At 57.3% G+C, this 19,988-nt stretch carries 18 protein-coding genes; 7 read left to right on the top strand and 11 right to left on the bottom strand.

From position 1 onward, the window contains the following. Positions 1 to 44: 44 nt before the first annotated feature. On the bottom strand, positions 45 to 890 hold the full coding sequence (nhoA, locus tag K7B04_RS17325; protein ID WP_223802604.1) for an N-hydroxyarylamine O-acetyltransferase: 846 nt from the start codon (positions 888 to 890) through the stop codon (positions 45 to 47). A 184-nt stretch (positions 891 to 1,074) separates the two neighbouring features. On the opposite strand from nhoA, the gene K7B04_RS17320 reads away from it, so the two are divergent. The 4 genes from K7B04_RS17320 to K7B04_RS17305 all read left to right on the top strand — a co-directional run bounded on the left by K7B04_RS17320 (position 1,075) and on the right by K7B04_RS17305 (position 6,890). Next, a complete protein-coding gene (locus tag K7B04_RS17320; RefSeq protein WP_163445555.1) occupies positions 1,075 to 1,659 on the top strand; it encodes a flavin reductase family protein in 585 nt (194 codons plus the stop codon). A gap of 252 nt (positions 1,660 to 1,911) precedes the next feature. Then, positions 1,912 to 2,994: a glycoside hydrolase family 88 protein gene (locus tag K7B04_RS17315; RefSeq protein ID WP_223802603.1), complete on the top strand. Its 1,083-nt coding sequence runs from the start codon at positions 1,912 to 1,914 to the stop codon at positions 2,992 to 2,994. 29 nt (positions 2,995 to 3,023) lie between these two features. Then, positions 3,024 to 5,507, top strand: coding sequence for a hypothetical protein (locus K7B04_RS17310; RefSeq protein WP_223802602.1), 2,484 nt, complete (start codon positions 3,024 to 3,026; stop codon positions 5,505 to 5,507). A 36-nt stretch (positions 5,508 to 5,543) separates the two neighbouring features. Continuing rightward, entirely contained in the window at positions 5,544 to 6,890 is a 1,347-nt protein-coding gene (locus K7B04_RS17305; protein WP_191091002.1) for an MFS transporter, read from the top strand. A gap of 25 nt (positions 6,891 to 6,915) precedes the next feature. Here the strand turns inward: K7B04_RS17305 and K7B04_RS17300 are convergent, their stop codons facing one another. Next, a complete protein-coding gene (locus K7B04_RS17300; RefSeq protein WP_223802601.1) occupies positions 6,916 to 7,956 on the bottom strand; it encodes a LacI family DNA-binding transcriptional regulator in 1,041 nt (346 codons plus the stop codon). Positions 7,957 to 7,959: 3 nt separating this feature from the next. Next, complete coding sequence (locus K7B04_RS17295; protein ID WP_223802600.1) at positions 7,960 to 8,781, bottom strand: helix-turn-helix domain-containing protein; 822 nt, start codon at positions 8,779 to 8,781, stop codon at positions 7,960 to 7,962. 201 nt (positions 8,782 to 8,982) lie between these two features. On the opposite strand from K7B04_RS17295, the gene K7B04_RS17290 reads away from it, so the two are divergent. Next, positions 8,983 to 10,554 carry a sugar hydrolase gene (locus K7B04_RS17290; RefSeq protein WP_223802599.1) on the top strand — a complete coding sequence of 524 codons (1,572 nt, stop codon included), beginning with the start codon at positions 8,983 to 8,985 and terminating at the stop codon, positions 10,552 to 10,554. 22 nt (positions 10,555 to 10,576) lie between these two features. Continuing rightward, positions 10,577 to 11,956: a glycoside-pentoside-hexuronide (GPH):cation symporter gene (locus K7B04_RS17285; protein ID WP_223802598.1), complete on the top strand. Its 1,380-nt coding sequence runs from the start codon at positions 10,577 to 10,579 to the stop codon at positions 11,954 to 11,956. A gap of 55 nt (positions 11,957 to 12,011) precedes the next feature. Here the strand turns inward: K7B04_RS17285 and pptA are convergent, their stop codons facing one another. Then, entirely contained in the window at positions 12,012 to 12,239 is a 228-nt protein-coding gene (gene pptA, locus K7B04_RS17280) for a tautomerase PptA (RefSeq protein WP_163445541.1), read from the bottom strand. A 58-nt stretch (positions 12,240 to 12,297) separates the two neighbouring features. After that, complete coding sequence (locus tag K7B04_RS17275) at positions 12,298 to 12,855, bottom strand: adenylate kinase (RefSeq protein WP_223802597.1); 558 nt, start codon at positions 12,853 to 12,855, stop codon at positions 12,298 to 12,300. A gap of 102 nt (positions 12,856 to 12,957) precedes the next feature. Between K7B04_RS17275 and K7B04_RS17270 the strand changes: the two genes are divergently transcribed. Further along, positions 12,958 to 13,848, top strand: a complete 891-nt coding sequence (locus tag K7B04_RS17270) for a LysR family transcriptional regulator (protein ID WP_223802596.1) — start codon at positions 12,958 to 12,960, stop codon at positions 13,846 to 13,848. A gap of 62 nt (positions 13,849 to 13,910) precedes the next feature. Here the strand turns inward: K7B04_RS17270 and paaY are convergent, their stop codons facing one another. The 6 genes from paaY to K7B04_RS17240 all read right to left on the bottom strand — a co-directional run bounded on the left by paaY (position 13,911) and on the right by K7B04_RS17240 (position 19,986). Next, positions 13,911 to 14,507, bottom strand: coding sequence for a phenylacetic acid degradation protein PaaY (paaY, locus tag K7B04_RS17265; protein WP_223802595.1), 597 nt, complete (start codon positions 14,505 to 14,507; stop codon positions 13,911 to 13,913). 11 nt (positions 14,508 to 14,518) lie between these two features. Then, the gene (gene paaX / locus K7B04_RS17260) at positions 14,519 to 15,445 is read right to left on the bottom strand and encodes a phenylacetic acid degradation operon negative regulatory protein PaaX (protein ID WP_163445534.1); all 927 of its coding nucleotides are present in this window, start codon (positions 15,443 to 15,445) and stop codon (positions 14,519 to 14,521) included. A gap of 157 nt (positions 15,446 to 15,602) precedes the next feature. After that, positions 15,603 to 16,919, bottom strand: a complete 1,317-nt coding sequence (paaK, locus tag K7B04_RS17255; protein WP_163445532.1) for a phenylacetate--CoA ligase PaaK — start codon at positions 16,917 to 16,919, stop codon at positions 15,603 to 15,605. A 28-nt stretch (positions 16,920 to 16,947) separates the two neighbouring features. After that, positions 16,948 to 18,153 (bottom strand): 3-oxoadipyl-CoA thiolase, encoded by a 1,206-nt coding sequence (gene pcaF / locus K7B04_RS17250; RefSeq protein ID WP_167575863.1) that lies wholly within the window; start codon positions 18,151 to 18,153, stop codon positions 16,948 to 16,950. Next, entirely contained in the window at positions 18,153 to 18,575 is a 423-nt protein-coding gene (paaI, locus tag K7B04_RS17245; RefSeq protein WP_163445528.1) for a hydroxyphenylacetyl-CoA thioesterase PaaI, read from the bottom strand. Before paaI ends, pcaF begins: the two co-directional genes overlap by 1 nt. Continuing rightward, a complete protein-coding gene (locus K7B04_RS17240) occupies positions 18,568 to 19,986 on the bottom strand; it encodes a 3-hydroxyacyl-CoA dehydrogenase (RefSeq protein ID WP_223802594.1) in 1,419 nt (472 codons plus the stop codon). The genes paaI and K7B04_RS17240 overlap by 8 nt, the downstream gene beginning before the upstream one ends. Between the last annotated feature and the right edge of the window lie 2 nt (positions 19,987 to 19,988).

The following is a 19,988-nucleotide window of genomic DNA, read 5'->3' as shown; positions in this document are numbered from 1 at the left end:
GAGGGTTTACCCCGGCGTCGGCTATCCCTCGGCCGGGCTACCTGTTATTTACCGGCTTCCGGATGGGTGTCGAATGCCGCCATCACCGCCGCCAGTTCGCTGACGCTAAAACCATATTTCGGATCGGTGACGCCAAGTCCAAAGCGGGTTTGTAGCGCTTCATACAGCGCGGGCACGTCCGGGAAATCCACCTTCTCGACCACGTGGTTTTTATCCCAATGGGTAAAGTGAAAGTTGGTCAACGTCATCTTGCCGCCGTCCGGCAGATGGCGGCACATCAGCAGGTGATGACGGAAATGCGACTGCGGCCAGTGCGCCGACCAGAAGTTGCCCATCACATAGTCAGAAGCGTACTGACGGCCCAAATCAAAGTGATACATCGACTGCCAGTGATCGTGATGGCTGTATTGCAGGATCCACTCCTGATTTTCATACAGTAAACGGTAATCACCGTGCGGGGTCGATTGCACAATATCCGCCAGCAGCTTGATCGGCGCGGTCAGCGTCTGGCCGCCAAAACCAACGTCGGCAATCCAGCGCTCTCCGTCGACCTCGACCAGCAGCAGGCGATGGGTACGCGGCGGCATCTGCGGCGGATGCGCCAGCACAACCCGCCCCAGCAGGCTACGCACGTGAAAGCCAATCTCCCGCAGCACGCGTTCAAACAGGCCATTCTGTTCAAAGCAGTAGCCGCCACGACGGGCGTTAACCAGCTTGTCTTCCAGCGCCTGGTCGTCAAGATGCATCTCGCGTGGCAGGAGTACGTCGAGATTCTCAAAGGGAATTGCGCTGTTGTGATGGATATGCAAACTACGCAGCGTTTCCACCGAGACGTCGGGAGTGCCCGTCCAACCCAGACGAGCAAAATAGGCGTTTAAAAAAGGGGTCATCAATGGCTCCAGCATGAGGTTTCCGTCTTTTATAGCTTATTTTGCGCTTAAGAATGATTGTTTTGTGCGATCGGTTGAGGCGGCGTGTACAACGTCAAGCGCCCCACTTTATTCTGTATATTGCTTACGCTTTTCACACCAATTAGTGTGAAAGCTGCATACCTTCATTCTCAGAGGAACCTCTATGAGCCGTTTTCGCCCCGTCGAACTTCACCACGCCAGCCGTTTACTTAACCATGGCCCAACCATTCTGATAACCAGCTATGACGATGAAACGAAGCGCCGCAACGTGATGGCCGCGGCCTGGTCTATGCCGGTTGAATTCGAACCGCCGCGTATCGCCATTGTGGTGGATAAAAATGCCTGGTCACGGGAAATTATTGAACGTAATGGCACCTTTGGCATTGTGGTGCCGAGCGTTGCCGCCGCCAACTGGACCTATGCGGTTGGCAGCATCAGCGGGCGCGAAGAGGATAAATTCAATGCCTACGGTATTCCGACAATCAACGGACCGGTGCTTGGATTGCCGGTGATAGAAGAAAAATGCCTGGCATGGATGGAGTGCCGACTGCTGCCCGCCACCGCAGCGGCATCACACTATGACACTCTGTTTGGCGAGGTGGTGTCCGCTGCTGCTGATGAACGGGCGTTCGTCGCCGGACGTTGGCAGTTCGACGATGATAAGCGCAATACGCTACATCATCTTGGCGCAGGCACCTTTGTCGCCAGCGGTAAACAGATCCGCGTGCCGCTCATTGACGCGCAATAAGGCCTTTTTTGAAGACTGCGCAAAAAATTTGTGCAGTCTCCTTAGCAGGAATGAAACACTGTTCCAACAACTCTTTGTTTTATCAACAATTCCCTCCTCTATTTCGCGCAAAAAAACCTCTGCGTAGACCAATAAAATATCGGCAATGCTCACAGAATATGAACGCAAAAATTTTTCGTATTGCGCATATGAAATGCGTAGTGATTTAATCCTTATTGCCAAATCTTCTTTACACGTAGACTGAGAATAAAAATGGAAAAGCGTTCACTGAATAAAAATATTGATTTACTCCTGCGCGGCTTTACTGAATTAAAAGATAATGGGCGTTTTAATGAACCCAATCTTGACGGGAGCGCCGGAGATTATATTTCATTCTCCAGTTGGGAATGGCCGCAGGGCGTTGGGCTATTTGGACTGGTACGTTTATGGGAAAACACAAAGTCTGATGATCTATATCAAATTATCGACCAGTGGTTTCAGGGAAATATCGAAAAAGGTCTGCCGAGCCTCAACGTAAATACCACCGCGCCGATGCTGCCCCTCTCGCTGTTCTGGTCCCATCACCGTCAGCCGCACTACCAGCAGGTGCTGGATAACTGGGCAAACCGCGTGATGACTGAGCTTCCGCGCACCCCGGAGCAAGGCTTCCAGCATGTGGTTTCCGACGGTATTAACGAAATGGAGATCTGGGACGACACGCTGTTTATGGTGGTGCTATTCCTCGCGCACTACGGTACGGTTTCCGGGCGTCAGGAGTTGGTTGATGAGGCGGTGCGTCAGTTCCTGCTGCATGCGCGCTATCTTAACGATCCGCAAACCGGTTTGTGGTACCACGGCTGGAGCTTTGTTGAGAACAGCAACTTTGCCAAAGCCCGCTGGGCGCGCGGTAACGCGTGGATTACCGTTGGTATCCTTGAGCTGCTGGAACTGGCAGACGTGGGCGCAGGCGTGCGCGAATACCTGATCGAGTGCCTGAAAAAACAGGTGAATACGTTGATTGACCTGCAGGCGGATAACGGCGCCTGGCATACCCTGCTGGATCATCCCGATTCTTACATCGAAATTTCCGCAACCGCCGGTTTTGGCTACGGCTTATTAAAAGGCGCACGCCTGGGAATTGGCGACGAACGCTGGTTAGAGGCAGGAATGAAAGCGCTGGCGATTGTTCAGGATAATATTGATGCTGAAGGAACTGTTCATAATGTTTCTTATGGCACGCGAATGGGGCGAACCCTGCAATTTTATAAAGACATTCCATTACAACCAACCGGCTATGGGCAAGCGTTGGCAATATTATGCCTGAGTGAAGGTTTGCGCCTGGCGGATAACAAATAAAATACGACTCTTCTCTTTGGGAGAAAAAAATGGCTATTGAATATAGTAATTTTAATTTAACGGCGGGAAACGCCGTGCGCTACTGGCAGCTATCTGATATTACAAGTTTGCGCTATGACACGGTGGATTCACCGATGGCAGGCGAAATGGATCCGTTTTTCTTTTTAAGCAAACATAAAAACTTTATTCCTCACACCTATCCGTGCCGCGATGATTTTCGCCAGCACTTTGCCGAGAAAAAGCCGCAGCCGTTCGCCAGTGCAAGCTACACGCGTTGGTGGTTCCCGTTTGCCTCTGACAGAGTCGATCTCTCGGGCTTTTGGTTCCGGCCAACCCGCGTTGGCGCCTGGGCCAGAACGCAGCTCGACTGCCCACAGGCGGGTGAGTATCGTTTCCGTCTGGCGACCTGCGGCGGCGCATTGCTCAAGCTGAACGGCGAAGAAGTGCTCTGGATGGCGGATTATCAGCGCAACCTGGAAAACCAGCGCGAATTCACCCTTTCGCTGAAAGCGGGGAAAAATGAGCTGGAGCTGTGGTTTGATGACTTAGCCGAACGCGATATTCGCTTCTTTTTCCAGCTCGACTACCTTGCCGGCGAACCGCTGCAGGTAGCACTGGAAACCCCGCTGGTCGACGCGCAGGTCAAGGAGATGGAGCTGCTGCTTGACGGCGCATCCTTTGAGCATCCGGTGTATAACCGCGGCACCATTCGTCTGGTATTTCCTCAGCCGGCATCGACGGACTATGACCTGCACGTCAATGTGCTGGGCGATTTTATCTCTCTCGATGAACCGGTCGCGCTGGACAGCCGTCTGCCCGCCGGCGAGTCGCTGGTCGCCATTGCGGAAAGTGAAGACATCCCGGCTGACTTCCGTAATTTCCACATTACGCTGCAACGCGAAGGTTTCAGGATAAGCCGCACCCTCGGCGTCGAAATCTGCCACGCCGACCGCCAGACGGCGATCCCGCAAACCCAGGAAGCGCGCATTGCGGAAGCGTTGAACGTCGTCGCTCAGGAAGGTGAATACAGCAGCGTTAAAGCGCTGGCGCGCCTGGCCTGCGGTCTCAACGATGAGCAAACTCAGCAGATGCTGGATGGCGTTCTGCCGTCGGTACTCGACTGCCATGATTGCGCTGACTTTACGCTGGTGCCGTTGCTGTGGTGTCGCACCGTGTGGGGCGACAAGATCGATCCCGCGGTTCGCGGGCGCATCGATGATGCCATTCTGCGCTTCCGTTACTGGATGGACGAACCGGGCAACGATGTTCAGTGGTACTTCTCTGAGAACCACGCGCTGCTGTTCCACACCGCCGCGCTGCTGGCAGGCAACCTCTTCCCGGATGCCATTTTCACCCGCTCCGGGCGCAGCGGTCGCGAACAGGCGGCGGCAGGTAAGGCTCGCGTCATCAGCTGGCTGGATCATTTCGAGCAGTGTGAAATGGCCGAATGGAACTCGGTACCTTATTTCCCGATCGACCTGAAAGGGCTCACCGCGCTGGCAGCCCTGTCGGGCGACGAGCAAATCAGCCAACGCGCCATTGCGGCGATCACCCGTTTGCTGGCACAGATTGCCCGTTCCGCTCACCAGGGATTCCTGACCGCGTCGCAGGGGCGTTCTTACGAACATACCCTTCGCGCCGGGCGCTCTCTGGAGCTGGCGGCGATATCGCGTCTGCTCTGGGGTAAAGGCAACTACGGCTGCCGTTTCCATGCCCTGCCGCAACTCGCCCTGCTGCTGCGCGATGGCCTGCTCACCCTGCCGGCAGAACTGGCGGAGGTGGCTGCATGGCAAAAAGAGAGCGCCATTGAGTGGTGCTTTGCTCAGGGGGCCAACCGGATTGCCAAACTCTATCACTACAAAAACCGCCATGCGGTGATGGGCTCAATTGCCGGCTACCGCTGGGGTGAATGGGGTTATCAGGAGACGCCTTTCCATTTGCGTCTTGGCAACCAACCCGAAGCGCAGATCTGGATTAACCACCCCGGTGAAACCCTGCACGGCGGTTTCGGTCGCCCTTCTTACTGGGGTGGATGCGGCACGCTGCCTCGCGTTCAGCAATATCGCGGGCTGGCCGTACTGACGTTCAATCTGCATGCCGATCAACCGCCGTTTACGCATGCATGGCTGCCGCAAAGCCAGTTCGATGAAGTCGCTATCAGCGGCCAGCGCGCTGCCGTACGTAGCGGCGACGGCATGGCGCTGCTGCTGGGCAATCAGGCGTTCGAAACGGTGAATACGGGCCCAACCCGCGGCTGTGAAATTCGCCTTAATGGGCAACAAACCTGCTGGCTGGTTCGCATCAACGATCGGGTCGACAGCGACCTGGAGACTTTCAGCGCGCGCTTTAACGATCTGACCATGACGCAACATGACGACGGCAGTATCGAAGTCAACGATCCGCTGTACGGCACGGTGCGTTTCCTGGCCGATGGCCGAGTGAGCGCCGAAAACCGCACGCTTGACCCACGGCAGTGGACCGTTGCAGGCAGTAGCAGTGAACTTCCTCTGTAACCAACGCCCGGCAGAGACCGGGCAAGGAAAATAATAATGGATACGCAAATAGATAAACCATCTGCGCCTGCCGGGCAGACCTCTGGTGACGTTAATCCGAATACGCTGCACAACCCCGCTCGCGAAGTGGCGAAACCGAAAAGCAACTATCGCTGGGTGGTGTGTTCCATGCTGGTATTTGCGACGACGGTTAACTACATGGACCGTCAAATTCTCGGCCTGCTGGCGCCGATGCTGCAAAAAGATATCGGCTGGACGCAGATGGAGTACAGCTGGTTGGTCAATGCGTTTACCGTCGCCTACGGCGTCGGCACGCTGGTGTGCGGGCGCATTATCGACAAACTGGGGACCAAAATCAGCTATGCGGTGGCGATGGTAGTCTGGAGCGCCGCGGCAATGGCGCACGCGGTCGTCGGTTCGGTCGCCGGTTTTGCGCTGGTTCGCGTGCTGCTGGGTCTCGGTGAATCGGCTAACTTCCCGGCCGCGATGAAGGTGATTGCCGAGTGGCATCCCAAGAAAGAACGTACGCTGGCCACCGGTATTCTCGGGGTTGCGGTCAATATCGGCGTGGTTATCTCGCCGGCGTTGATCCCGCTTATCGCGGTGCATTACGGCTGGCACGGCGCATTCTTAATTCTTGGCGCCGTCGGCTTCCTGTGGCTGATTCCGTGGTTTATCGCCTTTGGTCCGGTGAAAGCGAAAGCCAGCGCCGAAGAGCAAGCGTGGATTGCCCAGGATAAAGAAGAAACCGTCAGCGTTTCCGCGATCAAATGGACACGTCTGCTGGGCTACCGTCAACTGTGGGCCGTCGCATTAGGCAAAATGTTGACCGACCCCATCTGGTGGTTCTTCCTGTTCTGGCTGCCGAAGTGGCTCAACGAGTCACGCGGTATCAACATGGAAGGTCTGGGTCTGCCGCTGATTGTCATTTATCTGTTCGCGATCGTCGGCAGTCTGGGCGCGGGCTGGTTACCCGGTAAGTTGATGAGCAAAGGCTTTAGCACCGCCCGCGCACGTAAAATCACCATGCTGATTTGCGCCTGTCTGGTACTGCCGATTTTCGCCGCCACTCAGGTCGAAAATCTGTGGGCCGCCGTCGCGCTGGTCGGTTTAGCGGCGGCAGCACACCAGGGTTGGTCCGCCAACATTCTGACTTCGGTATCTGACCTGTTCCCAAGCGCCGCCGTCGGCTCCGTCGTCGGGATCGGCAGCACCTTCGGGATGATCGGCAGCGTTATCTTCTCTACGGTCATTGGCGCCGTGCTGGAAGCTTCTGGCAACTACTGGGCGCTGTTCGCCATCAGTTCTGTCGCTTACCTGCTGGCATGGGCAGTGATGTATCTGCTGTTAGTGCCGAAAATGGAACGGGCTAAATTCGAGTAACCCGCTCCTCTCCGGCTGGCCCGTATCAGGCGATACGGGCCACCGATTGACGCTCAACGATGGCGCACGCCAGCTCAATTCGTCGCGGTATTTCCACACTTCCTGCAATCATATCCTGCAACAGCTCCAGCGCCAGCGTGCCAATTTCCTGTACCGGCAAATGTACGGTGGTCAACGGCGGCATGGCAAACTCCGCCTGCGGCAGGTTATTCATCCCGATCACCGAAATATCTTCCGGCACGCGCAGCCCTAAGGCCCGCACGCCATTGATCGCCCCGAGCGCCAGCGAATCATTCGCACAAAGTATTGCCGTGCACTCCCGCGGATTATCGCGAAAACGCGCAATCACCGCCTGCTCCGCCAGTTCCGGCAGCCAGTCGGTGACCGTCAGAATACGTGAATCGTCGCACTGCAGTTGACGGCAGCGCATCGCGTCTCGCCAGCCGTCTTCACGCTGTTCAATCGTTCGGCGGCCCGGGTGCGTTAAAAACAGAATATCGCGATGGCCGCGATCCAGCAGGTATTCACAGGCCATGCGCGTGGCAGAACGGTTACACGGCAGCACGCTGGATAAGCGCATCAGCGGATCTTCGGTGTTCACCAACACCGCCGGTTTTTTCAGGTTCACCACCGTATTGAGAAAGCCGCTGTCATCCACCGTCAGCGCCAGTACGCCCCCGACGTCCGGTTCTTCCAGCAGGGCTTGCAGGGCGCCGTTATCATTATCGTTGAGCGGATGGGTGGTGAGATCAACGCCCAGCACTTTCGCCCGTTCCTTCAAGCCTTGCAGAACATACCAGCTGAACTGGTAGCGGTTATAATCGAGCATCGCTACCTGCGAAATGGCCAGCACAATGCGCGCGCCACCCAGCTCCTGAGCCGGTGTGTAACGCATCGCCCGCGCCACTTCCTGAATACGCGTACGCAGTTCATGGCTGACCCCTTTTTCACCGGAGAGCGCCCGTGACACCGTACTGAGCGAAGTGCGACAACGGGTCGCAATATCTTCCAGCCGGACGCGGCGATATCCCGCATCGCGCTCGGCCTGATTGTCTGATTTACTCATCTCTCATCCTTTCTGCCGCCGCTCTTCACTCGGCGTAATTCCAAAGACCTTTTTATACAGTGTGGTGAAATGATTGCTGTTAGCAAAGCCGCATAAATAGGCAATTTCGGTCACCGACATTTCCGTTTCACGTAATTTAACCCGTGCTGAAACCAACCGCAGCCGTTTTAAATAGTTATCCGGCGTTAATCCCGTCGCCTCTTTAATATGACGAAACGCGGTGCGGGTCGTTAAATGGAAGCGCTCGGCAAGCTGTTGCCAGTTATGGTCTTCAAAACAGTGTTCTTGTAGCCAGGTTAATAGCTTATGCAGTTTATATTTGGTCGAGCTGTATTCCGCCTGCGTTTGCGCGTATTGCAGCGTAGTGACCAGCTGAAAAAAACGCGCTTCGCGTAACGCCTGATTTTCCGCTTCCCGCATCTCTGGCAGAAAGATCTGTGCAATCATCTCTTTACACGCCATACGCGTCTCCGGCGACAGCCAGCCGTAACAGCTGGCCTGCTGCGCTGAAAACTGCCCCAGCAGCGTGTCAATCTGCTGCAAATATTGGAACGGCACCTGCGGATTGATCAAAATATTAATCAGCTTAAGGGTTCCCAGCTCATCGTAAAAATGAAAATCGCCAGATTTGACGTAAAAAACGTCCCCTTGTTGAATATACAACGGGCGACCATTAATAACATGCAGACCGTGGCCATGCTCCACAATCACCAGTTCATCAAACTCGTGGCTATGCTCGCAGTTATTATCCTCCGGGTCGCTGGCATACATCGCCAGCTTATCGCCGGTACTGGCGAAATAATATTCAGTAGTCAGTGTAATCATTGATGCTATCCAAACGGCTTACCGCACGACGGCACGATAAGCCATTTTTGCCCCAACGACGATTGAGAATCGCGGATTTGTGATCGTCAGTCGCACTATCCCACCATCAGTGCCACTCTCGCGCCAAATTTGGCATTAGCAGAGTGGTTGCCGTCCCTCACGCCGCCGTATCCTGCGGACAACTTATTCCGAGGACGTCGTATGTCACAAGCCATTCAGCTTAATGCCCAGCTCCCCATGGTCCGCCAGCCGCAGTTCTTGCACAAGGCAGACTCGCTCACCCCTGAGTTGCATCGTCAGCCGCGATCGCCGCTTGCCGTCATTAACGCCGTTGCCGATCCGCAGGCGCTGTTCGGCTGGCGCGCCGAGCCGCTCTGTTCGCTGGAAGCGCTGTATCAGCGCGAGTTCAGCGAAGGCGAAAGCGTGATTATCGATTTTGGCAGCCACTGCGTCGGTTATCTGCAGTTTGCCTGCCACAGCGCCGGGAGCCCGCCGGATGCCCCCGCCCATCTGCAACTCACCTTTGGCGAGACGCTCTGCGAGGTGTGCGAACCGTTTAGCGATTACCGCGGCTGGCTCAGCAGCAGTTGGCTGCAACAGCAGGATTTATGGCTGGATGTGTTGCCCGCCGAGGTTGCGCTACCGCGTCGCTACTGCTGCCGCTACGTGAAAATTGAGGTCAAAGCCGTGTCGCGCAAATTCCGCCTGCGCTTCGACAGCCTGTTGCTCAACACCGTGACTTCGGCTCCCGAGCAGTGTCCGCCATGTGAAAGCGCCGACGCCGAACTCCAGGCCATTGACCGGGTGTCGGTACTGACGCTGAAAAACTGTATGCAGGAGGTCTTTGAAGACGGTCCGAAGCGCGACCGCCGCCTGTGGCTGGGCGATCTTCGCCTGCAGGCACTGGTCAATGACGTGACCTTTGCCCGCCACGATCTGGTGCGTCGTTGCCTGTATCTGTTCGCGGGCCACACGCGTGCCGACGGCATGGTTTCCGCCAACGTCTTCGTCAAACCGCAGACGATCGCCGACGACACCTTCCTGTTCGACTACTCGCTGTTTTTTGTCGATGTTCTCTACAACTATCTGCAAAGCGCCGAAGATCTTGCCACGGCGCGCGAATTGTGGCCGGTCGCCAGACGACAGCTCGAACTGGCCTTTACCCGCCTCGACGACCGTGGGATCGTGCGCGACAGCGACGACTGGTGGGTGTTTATCGACTGGCAGGAAAGTTTAAACAAACAGGCCGCGGCCCAGGGCGTGCTGATCTACTGCCTGCAACGCGGCCTGTGGCTGGCTGAACGGTTTGAGCCGCAGCTTGTCGCCGCCTATCGCGCACAACTTCAACGCCTGAAAACCGCAGCGCAATCGCAGCTTTGGGATGACGCGCAGGGCTATTTCATCAGCGGCGAGGCGCGCCAGGTTTCCTGGGCTTCGCAAATCTGGCTGGTGCTGGCGGAAGTCGGCCACCCGGAACAGCGTCTGGCGGTTATGCAGCGGCTGCTGAGCCATCCGCCCGCGATCGCCATGAATACCCCCTATCTCCGCCACCATTTTATTGCCGCCCTGCTGCAATGCGGGCTGCGCGAGCAGGCAGTCAAGGAGATCAAAGCCTACTGGGGGGAAATGGTGCGCTATGGCGCGGACACCTTCTGGGAAGTGTTTGATCCGCAGCATCCTGAATTTTCTCCGTATGGTAGCAAGCTTATCAATAGCTACTGCCATGCATGGAGCTGTACCCCGGCCTGGTTTATCCGCCTGTACGGTCTGTAACAACTAACGCGAGTTTATTTATATGGCAGAAACAACGTTTGAACGCTGGAAACAGCGCGTGGGCTACGGTATCGCCGATCTCTCCTGCAACCTGGTGTGGCAGCTTATCTCGCTGTACCTGATGTTTTTTTACACCGACGTGATGGGCTTACCGGCTTACTACGTCGGGTTGATGTTCCTCGTCACCCGCCTGGTCGACGGCGTGGCCGATGTGCTGATGGGGCTGGTGATTGACAATACCGCGACCCGCTGGGGGCGCTGCCGCCCCTATTTGCTGTTCGGCGCGGTTCCCTTTGGTCTGCTGTGCATTCTGGCGTTCTATGTCCCGGACTTTGGCACCACCGGCAAACTGGTTTACGCCTTTATCACCTATTTGTGTCTGTCGTTCCTCTATACGCTGGTGAATATTCCGTTCTGCGCCATGCTGCCGTTCCTGACCAATGACTCCGGCGAGCGCACCACGCTCTCTACCGTGCGCATTTTGCTCGGATCCCTTGGCGCAACCATTGTAGCCGTCGCCACGCTGCCGCTGGTCAGCGTACTGGGTAAAGATAACCAGGCGCACGGTTTCTTCTACACGGCGATCGTGTTCGGCGTGATCGCTACCTTCTTTTTGCTGGTCAGCTTTCGCAACGTGAAAGAGAGTATCAGCATTACTCAGGAGCGCATGACCCTCAAGCGCGCGTGGGTGAGCCTGCGAGCCAACCGACCGTGGTTTGTTTTCGCCATCAATATCTTTCTGATGTGGGGCGCATTTTTCTTCCAGACCGGCGCGCTGGTGTACTTCTTCCACTACTACGTCGGCAACGTTGAGTTGACGGCGGTGGTCGCGGGGATTTCCACCTTCGTGCCGCTGCTCGGTACGCTAACGGTGCCGATGCTGGCCAGCCGCATGAAAAAACGTCATGTCTATCTGGTCGCCAGCACCATTAACCTGCTGGGCATGGGGGTGATGATTGCCGCCGGAGCGAATACGTGGGGGCTGATTGTTGGCGCCGTGATCCTGTCGCTCGGCGCAGGTCAACGCACGGCGATTTACTTTTCGATGCAGGCCGACCCGGTCGACTACGGGGTATGGAAAACCGGCATTAATACCGCAGGTATTCTCACCTCCATCAATGGTTTCCTCGGTAAAGTCGCTATGGCGGGAGCCGGGGCAATTATCGGCGTGCTGCTCTCCTCCAGCGGCTATGTCGCCAACGCGACGCAAAGCGCCAGCGCTATGCTGGCGATAAAAGCCTGCTATCTGTATATTCCGGCGCTGCTGATTGTCGCTTCGATGATCTGTATTGGACGCTTTTATCGTCTGGATGACGACTACGAGCAGATTCGCGCCGACCTGGATGCGGGGCGGCATGCACCACAAGAGATGACCGCGGTCGCCGCAACTAAAACCGCTTAATATCTTCGCGCAGAAGTCGCCCGGCGTGCCAGAGCAACGCCGGGCGACATCATCATCACATACTGTAACCCGGCTTTTTAATCAGCGTCTCCATCTGCGGCGCAATCTCGCTATCCCAGACCTGCTGCCAGTCGCTTTCCTGCACCTGATTCAGGGCCACGCTCACCGAGCGGTCTTTGGTATTAAGATGGCGAATCAACACTTCAGTGATGTCCGCCGCGAGCGCGGTTTTCTGTTCATCGTTCAGGTCGCGGGGGAAACATTTAATATCAACATGTGGCATGGGCAGGACTCCTTATAATGAGAACCCTAAAACTACCACAGTCAGGCCGCTTCATCCGTCATTTCGTGCGCGAGCAAGGAGTGAATTCAGCGCTTAATTGCGCGATAAACGCCTCGGTTTCCCGCTGATTGCGCAGGCGTACAAAGCGGATGTGCGCCCAGGCTGGATCGGCCATGTCTTGCAGGTAGCGCTGGCGGTTGAGACGCCAGGTTTTTAGCGTCCACAGAATGATCGAATCGCGGCTAAAAAATGAGCGACGAAAACTCTCACGGTTGTCGGTACCCGGCCACAGCTCTTGCTGACGCCATGCGCGCACTGTCGCACGCGTGACGGCCTGCCGAAAGGTGCGCCAGAAACTGTAATCAACCCACACCACCAGATCCACGTCGCGCCATTTTACCGGGCGACTGCGATTATAGTTGCCGTCCAGCACCCAGTCAGGGCCCGCGATGGCCTGCGCCAGCCCGGCGAAAAGCGTCTCATCGCTGACCCCCTGCCAACCGGAACGCCAGTAAAGCGTATCCATTTCGATATAAGGCACGGAAAATAGCGCCGCCAGACGCTTTGCCAGCGTCGATTTACCCACGCCGCTGGTGCCTACCACATTGATTTTCATTGTCATCTCACCTGATATCACCTGTTGCATATAAATCATCGGCTATTACACTGAAAAAATCATTCTGCAACGATGAGCCTGATTCATTAATGGTCGCACCTTATGTTAAAAGATAACATCAACGATCTGATCTCTTTTATGGTCGTCGCGCGCGAGCGCAGTTTTACCCGCGCGGCCGCACAGCTTGGGGTTTCACAGTCGGCGTTGAGCCATGCGATGCGAAATCTGGAAAGCCGTCTCGACGTTCGCCTGCTGACGCGCACCACCCGCAGCGTCGCCCCGACGGAAGCCGGAGAAAGACTTTATCAAAGCCTCAGCCCACATCTGCAAGAAATTGAACAGGAAATTACAGCTCTACGCGATTCTCGCGAACGACCGGCGGGCAATATTCGCCTGACGGCTGCTGAGCACTCAATGAATACCGTGCTCTGGCCACGACTCAAGACGTTTATGCAGCAATACCCGGACATCAATATTGAAGTGATTGTGGATAACGGCCTTACCGATATTGTCGGTGAACGGTTTGACGCGGGAGTACGCCTCGTTGAACAGGTGGCGCGCGATATGATTGCGGTGCGTATTGGCCCCGACATGCGCATGGCGGTTGTCGGTTCTCCCGGATATTTTGCCCACCGCGGTATCCCGCAAACACCCCACGACCTTCAGCATCATCGCTGCATCAACATGCGTTTGCCAACGCGCGGCGGGTTATATGCATGGGAGTTCGAACGAAACGGCGAGCCGCTGCGGGTTCGGGTTGAGGGACAATTAACCCTTAACTCCCTGCCCCAACGCATCGAGGCCGCCGAAGCCGGTTTGGGCCTGGCCTACGTGCCGGAAGACACCATCGTCGATGGCGTAGCCGCCGGACGTTTGCAGCATGTGCTCGCCGACTGGTGCGCGCCGTTCGCGGGTTACTCGCTTTACTATCCCAGCCGTCGCCAGCATACCGCCGCGTTTGCGCTGTTAGTGGATGCGTTACGCTACTCATAAAAACGCGTAGGCCGGATAAGGCAAAGCCGCCATCCGGCCTACATTTCCGTAAGAGGTCAGAGCTAAACTGCGGATTTAGGCTGCAGGTTCTCGTCGAACACCAGCCGCTTTCTGTCCGGTTCTTCTTCGGTTAACGGTTCAACGGCAACCAGCGTCTTCTGGCAACGGTCGACCAGCACCTGATATTCGCGAGTGCCCTGCTTTTTCCACTCAAGTTCCTGCTCGGTTAAGGTACGAATCGCCTTTGCCGGGCTGCCGATAATCAAATGATTGGCAGGCATTTCGGCACGCGCTTTCACGAATGCGCATGCGCCAACAATACTGTTTTCACCAATGGTCGCGCCGTCGATAATCACCGCGCTCATGCCAACCAGCGCATTACGGCCAATCACGCAGCCGTGCAGGATCGCCCCGTGGCCGATATGCCCGTCTTCTTCCACGACGGTGTCCTGACCGGGAAAACCGTGCATCACGCAGTTATCCTGGATGTTGGCCCCATCTTTCACCACGATACGGCCAAAATCGCCGCGCAGGCTGGCGTTCGGCCCGACGTAAACTCCTTTACCGAGGATCACATCGCCAATCAGCACGGCGGTGGGGTGAACGTAGCTTTCCGTCGGAACAACCGGGGTCATCCCGTCTATCTGGTAAATCGGCATGGCTTCTCCTGTTACGCTTCGGGCAATCCCCCAAAACGCTGGTAATAGAGCGGCCCCGGCGCAGGGAGTTCGCCTACCGAGCTTTCGCCTTTTTCACTGACGAAAGCCTGTGCCCCTGGGGCCACACGTTGATAGATGTTGATACAGAGCTGGCGCGCGGTTTGGCCCAGCCAGTGGGCAGGCAACAGCTCTTCTGGCAGCAGCGGATCCTTCAGCACCACACGGCGATAGAAGTGGATCAGCAGTAGACGGATCTGAAAACAGCGTTCCGGCGTGAGTTCATCCGGCCCCGCATCCCGCAGCAGCGGCAACAGTGGGCGGAACAGTGTGATAAACGCTTCGTACATGGCGTTCTGCTCGGTCAAATGCCAGCACTCCTCTACCCGCTCACGCAGCGCGGCGCGCGAGAGCGCCAGCGGCGAATGCGCTTCGAAGAAGATCACGTTCTCCGCCACGCCGGCTTCGTGCAGCAGCGACTGGACATCCGCCAGCTTTTGCGACGGCGAGGCTAAAAGGCTCGGCGCAAGCACGCCAAACCCCTGCCAGATCAGCTGTTTTTTGACTTCGGCCAGGGTGTTTTTTTCCAGCCCTTCAGAGAGCAGCAGCAGCCAGGTACCGTCCCATTCCGGCGCGTTGGCGCGGTAAATTTTGCTCTCGGCACGACGCGTCAGGCGCAGGCCTTTGTCGCTCAGACGATAGAAGCTACGGCGGCCAATGCGCACCACGTCCAGCCACTCTTCTTTGTTGAGGCGAAACAGCGCGGTACGCACGAAGCGTTCGCCAAAGCCTAACCCTTCAAGCAGCGCGGCCACGCTGCCAAGCCAGACTTCGCCGCCGCGCTGGGATAAACAGTCACCGTAAAGCGAGGCAATCAGCGAGGTGCCGCTGATTGGCATTGCTGTCACCGCCTGCTGAATAAAGCTATCGAGTTTTTCCATATGATTCATAGTGTTGTTGTTTTTGTCCTTTTTGAATCATAGCACAGGAATAAAGCCGCGAAACGCCAGGAGTTTGTAGGCCGGATAAGGCAACGCCGCCATCCGGCAAGCTGCGCCGAATTGCCTGATGGCGCTGCGCTTATCAGGCCTACCATTCTCAGCCGTTGGCAGCGGCCTTACGCAGGTCAAACACGCGGCACGCCTTGCCTTCTGAGCGTGGAATACTGCCGCAGTTAACGATGCTGACGTCGGTGGAAATGCCGACCATCGACTTAATGCGATGACGCAGGTGGTGGCAAATCTGGCAGCGCTGCTCATGGCTCAGCACCAGGCTACTCTCTTTGAGTTCCACGCGCACCGAAAGTGAATCAAGATGCCCACGGCGATCGACTTCCAGCTGGTAGTGCGGCGCCAGATGTTCAATCTTGAGGATCTCTTCTTCCAGCTGCGACGGGAAGACGTTCACGCCGCGAATAATCAGCATGTCGTCGCTGCGCCCACTGATACGATCCATACGGCGCATAGTGCGGGCAGTGCCCGGCAGCAGACGCGTCAGGTCGCGAGTACGGTAGCGGATCACCGGCAGTGCCTCTTTGGTGAGCGTGGTGAACAGCAGTTCGCCGTGCTCGCCATCGGCCAGCGGCGTACCATCGTCCGGGTTGACCACTTCCGGGAAGAAATGGTCTTCCCAGATGGTGGGGCCATCGCCGGTTTCAATACATTCCATCGCCACGCCCGGCCCCATGACTTCAGACAGGCCGTAGATATCCAGTGCGGTAATACCGAGGCGACGTTCAATCTCCGCCTTCATACCGGTGGTCCAGGGTTCCGCGCCAAAGACACCGGTACGCAGCGAACAGCCGCGCGCGTCGCCGCCCATCTGGCGCTCCAGTTCTTCAATCAGGTTCAGACAATAAGACGGCGTCACCATGATCATGTCGGGTTTGAAATCACGGATCAGCTGCGCCTGTTTCTCGGTCTGCCCGCCGGACATCGGGATCACCGTGGCCCCTAAGCGTTCAGCGCCGTAGTGCGCCCCCAGGCCGCCGGTAAACAGGCCATAGCCGTAGGCGACGTGAATTTTATCCTTCGCCGTGCCGCCTGCGGCGCGCAGCGAACGGGCGACGATATTCGCCCAGGTATCAATATCGTTCTGCGTATAGCCAACCACGGTTGGCTTGCCGGTGGTGCCGGACGACGCATGGATACGCACCACTTGCTCCATCGGCACCGCAAAGGTATCGAACGGATAGTTGTCGCGCAGATCCTGCTTGGTGGTGCAGGGAAACTTATTGAGATCGCTCAGCTCATGAAAATCGTCAGGATGGACGCCCGCCGCATCGAACTTACGGCGGTACATCGGCACATTTTCGTAAGCGTGTTTCAGCGTCCACTTCAGACGCTGGGTTTGCAGGGCCTGTAACTCGTCACGCGATGCAGTTTCAATCGGATCTAATGTTGTTGTAGTTGTCATTTTGTAGGGTACTCGCAGGTCAATTAGCTCACACTCTCTCGAGGATCATGGCAATGCCCTGACCCACGCCAATACACATCGTACACAGCGCATAGCGTCCATTGCGTCGTTCCAGCTCCAGCGTCGCTGCCAGCGCCAACCGCGCGCCGCTCATACCTAACGGGTGGCCTAAGGCGATGGCGCCACCGTTGGGATTCACATGCGCCGCGTCGTCCGGCAGCCCAAGCTGTCTGAGCACGCCCAGCGCCTGGGCGGCAAAGGCTTCGTTCAGCTCAATCACGTCCATATCGTGAATATTCAGCCCGGCGCGCTCCAGCACTTTACGCACCGCCGGAACCGGTCCAAGCCCCATGAATTTCGGTTCGACGCCCGCCGTCGCCATGGCGACAATACGCGCGCGCGGCGTCAGGCTCTGCGCGGCGGCCTGCTGCGAGCTGGCGATAATCAGCGCCGCGGCACCGTCGTTCACGCCGGAGGCGTTGCCCGCCGTCACCACGCCGCCCTTGCGGAACGGAGTTTTCAGCGCGGCCAATTGCTCAAGGGTGGTATCTGCACGCGGATGTTCATCTTCACGCACCGCGCTGACCGCGCCCTTCTTACCGATAATCTGCACCGGCACGATTTCCTGCGCCAGAATGCCGTCATGCTGCGCTTTAGCGGTACGCTGCTGGCTGCGGTAAGCAAAGGCATCCTGGTCGGCACGGCTTATTTTTAACAATTCCGCTACATTCTCTGCCGTTTCCGGCATGCTGTCAGTACCAAATTGTTGCTGCATGAGCGGGTTCACAAAACGCCAGCCGATGGTGGTATCAAACATCTCGGCCTGACGCTGGTAAGGCGTGGTCGCCTTGCCCATCACGAACGGCGCACGGGACATCGACTCCACGCCGCCGGCAATCATCAGATCCGCATCGCCCGCTTTAATCGCCCGCGCGGCGAAGCCAATCGCATCAAGGCCGGAGCCGCACAGGCGGTTGATGGTGGTGCCGGAAACCCCGTACGGATAGCCCGCCAGCAGCGTCGCCATATGGGCGACGTTACGGTTATCTTCCCCGGCCTGGTTGGCGCAGCCAAAAATGACATCGTCGATACAGGTTGGGTCTAACTTCGGGTTACGGCTCAACAATTCACGCAACGGAATAGCCGCCAGATCGTCGGCACGAACCCCGGCCAGCGCGCCGCCGTAGCGGCCAATCGGCGTACGAATGCCGTCACAAATAAATGCATCACGCATCAGACTTCTCCTGTTATCGTGCCGCCGATGCGGTGCGATTTGCCGCGAAACAGCGCCACGGTTTTTTGCTGCGGGTTGACGATTTCAATGTCATAGACACCGGTCAGTTTGCCCTGCTGTTTCACCCGGGCGGTGGCGGTTAATTTCTCGCCCGCAAAGGCCGGACGCAGAAAATCGATGCTGGCAGCCGATGCCACCGCCGCCAACCCCTGGCTGTTGCAGGCGTAGGCAAAGGCGGTATCCGCCAGCGTGAAAAGCTGCCCACCATGGCAGGTTTGATGTCCGTTCAACTGCGAGGACGATACGGTCATCGTCATCTGCGCGTAGCCGTCGTCCATCTCGATAATTTCGATCCCCAGCGCCTGCGCGCAGGTGTCTTTCTCATACATGGCACGGGCGTTGCGCCAGGCTTCGTTACTCATCACGCATCTCCATCAGCGCTTTCTGGCGCAGCAGCGCACTGGGGCGATAACGTTCTTCGCCGTAGTGCTGTTGTAGGTTTTCCAGCAGACGCAGCACGCGCCCCCAGCCGAGCGATTGCCCCCAGGCCAGCGGGCCACGTGGATAGTTCACCCCAAGACGCATCGCGGTATCGATATCCTCGGCACTGGCCACGCCTTTTTGCACCGCATCCAGCGCTTCGTTCGCCAGCATCGCCACCGTACGCCACACCAGAAGTCCTGGGTAGTCGGCAATACGCAGCACTTTTTTGCCCTGCTGCTGGAAGTAGTACACCGCTTTGTCGGTATCGGAATCCGTGTTGGTTGGCGCGCCGGCCAGCACAACGGTATCGCCCGCGGCATGGTCATACACCACCACCGGGCGCTGGTACTGCACACTTAAGGACAACGCGGTTTCACCGGTGGTTTCCAGCAGCAGCACATCGTCTAATTCTGTGACAACGTCACTTTCAACCCTCTTCGCGGCGCGTTCGGCAGATACGGCAGCCAGCGCCAGTTCAGGCTGATTTTCCAGAGGCCAGCGATAAACGCCGTGGCCGCTTTTTTTACCCAGACGCCCCGCCAGCGCCAGCTCCTGTTGCAGCAGCGACGGCAGAAAACGGCGGTCCTGCCAGAAGGCGTTAAACACCGAACTGGTCACGGCGAAGTTCACGTCCTGGCCGATAAGGTCAGTCAGCGCCAGCGGCCCCATCGGAAAACCGCCGCCGTCGCGCAGCGCCGCGTCAATCACTTCCGCTGATGCCACCTGCTCTTCCAGCGCGCGCCAGGCTTCGGCGTAGTACGGACGCGCCACGCGGTTAACGATAAAGCCCGGCGTGGAGCGGCAGCGTACCGGCTGCTTGCCCCAGGCGGTTACGCACTGGCAAAGCTGCTCGACCACTTCGGTAGAGGTGGCAAGCCCGCTCACCACTTCCACCAGTTTCATCACCGGTGCCGGGTTAAAGAAGTGCAGCCCGGCCACGCGTTCCGGGTGTTTCACACCCGCCGCAATCGCGGTAATGGAGATGGACGAGGTGTTGCTGGTCAGCAGTGTTGACGGCGAACAAATCTCCGCCAGCTCGCTGAACAGCGCCTTTTTAATCTCCAGACGCTCGGAAGCGGCTTCAATCACCAGCTGGGCGTCGGCAAGCTGCATTAATTCGGTTGCAGGGGTAATACGCGCCAGCAGCGCCTGCGCCTGTTCAGTGCTAATTTTGCCGCGGCTAACGCGGGCGTTCAGACGCTGGGCAATGCCGTCGATAGCGCGCGTAATCGCCTCGGCGGAAATGTCATACAGCCGCACCGCATGCCCGGCGCTCGCTGCCACTTCGACAATCCCGGCCCCCATGGTGCCGCCGCCAATCACCGCGACGGTGTGAAGAGTCTGGCTCATGG

Origin of the sequence: Kluyvera sp. CRP (assembly GCF_019930565.1) — a bacterium.
GTDB classification, from domain to species: domain Bacteria; phylum Pseudomonadota; class Gammaproteobacteria; order Enterobacterales; family Enterobacteriaceae; genus Kluyvera; species Kluyvera georgiana_A.
Note: the sequence above shows the minus strand (reverse complement) of the source record. Positions and strands in the feature narration are given on the sequence as shown.

What these genes read in the sequence shown, in the direction of transcription:
- K7B04_RS17300 (WP_223802601.1), bottom strand. Translation starts at nt 7,956, where the DNA reads ATGAGTAAATCAGACAATCAGGCCGAGCGCGATGCGGGATATCGCCGC.
- K7B04_RS17320 (WP_163445555.1), top strand. Translation starts at nt 1,075, where the DNA reads ATGAGCCGTTTTCGCCCCGTCGAACTTCACCACGCCAGCCGTTTACTT.
- K7B04_RS17240 (WP_223802594.1), bottom strand. Translation starts at nt 19,986, where the DNA reads ATGAGCCAGACTCTTCACACCGTCGCGGTGATTGGCGGCGGCACCATG.
- K7B04_RS17270 (WP_223802596.1), top strand. Translation starts at nt 12,958, where the DNA reads ATGTTAAAAGATAACATCAACGATCTGATCTCTTTTATGGTCGTCGCG.
- paaI (WP_163445528.1), bottom strand. Translation starts at nt 18,575, where the DNA reads ATGAGTAACGAAGCCTGGCGCAACGCCCGTGCCATGTATGAGAAAGAC.
- K7B04_RS17290 (WP_223802599.1), top strand. Translation starts at nt 8,983, where the DNA reads ATGTCACAAGCCATTCAGCTTAATGCCCAGCTCCCCATGGTCCGCCAG.
- K7B04_RS17310 (WP_223802602.1), top strand. Translation starts at nt 3,024, where the DNA reads ATGGCTATTGAATATAGTAATTTTAATTTAACGGCGGGAAACGCCGTG.
- nhoA (WP_223802604.1), bottom strand. Translation starts at nt 890, where the DNA reads ATGACCCCTTTTTTAAACGCCTATTTTGCTCGTCTGGGTTGGACGGGC.
- paaX (WP_163445534.1), bottom strand. Translation starts at nt 15,445, where the DNA reads ATGGAAAAACTCGATAGCTTTATTCAGCAGGCGGTGACAGCAATGCCA.
- pcaF (WP_167575863.1), bottom strand. Translation starts at nt 18,153, where the DNA reads ATGCGTGATGCATTTATTTGTGACGGCATTCGTACGCCGATTGGCCGC.
- K7B04_RS17305 (WP_191091002.1), top strand. Translation starts at nt 5,544, where the DNA reads ATGGATACGCAAATAGATAAACCATCTGCGCCTGCCGGGCAGACCTCT.
- pptA (WP_163445541.1), bottom strand. Translation starts at nt 12,239, where the DNA reads ATGCCACATGTTGATATTAAATGTTTCCCCCGCGACCTGAACGATGAA.
- paaY (WP_223802595.1), bottom strand. Translation starts at nt 14,507, where the DNA reads ATGCCGATTTACCAGATAGACGGGATGACCCCGGTTGTTCCGACGGAA.
- K7B04_RS17285 (WP_223802598.1), top strand. Translation starts at nt 10,577, where the DNA reads ATGGCAGAAACAACGTTTGAACGCTGGAAACAGCGCGTGGGCTACGGT.
- paaK (WP_163445532.1), bottom strand. Translation starts at nt 16,919, where the DNA reads ATGACAACTACAACAACATTAGATCCGATTGAAACTGCATCGCGTGAC.
- K7B04_RS17295 (WP_223802600.1), bottom strand. Translation starts at nt 8,781, where the DNA reads ATGATTACACTGACTACTGAATATTATTTCGCCAGTACCGGCGATAAG.
- K7B04_RS17275 (WP_223802597.1), bottom strand. Translation starts at nt 12,855, where the DNA reads ATGAAAATCAATGTGGTAGGCACCAGCGGCGTGGGTAAATCGACGCTG.
- K7B04_RS17315 (WP_223802603.1), top strand. Translation starts at nt 1,912, where the DNA reads ATGGAAAAGCGTTCACTGAATAAAAATATTGATTTACTCCTGCGCGGC.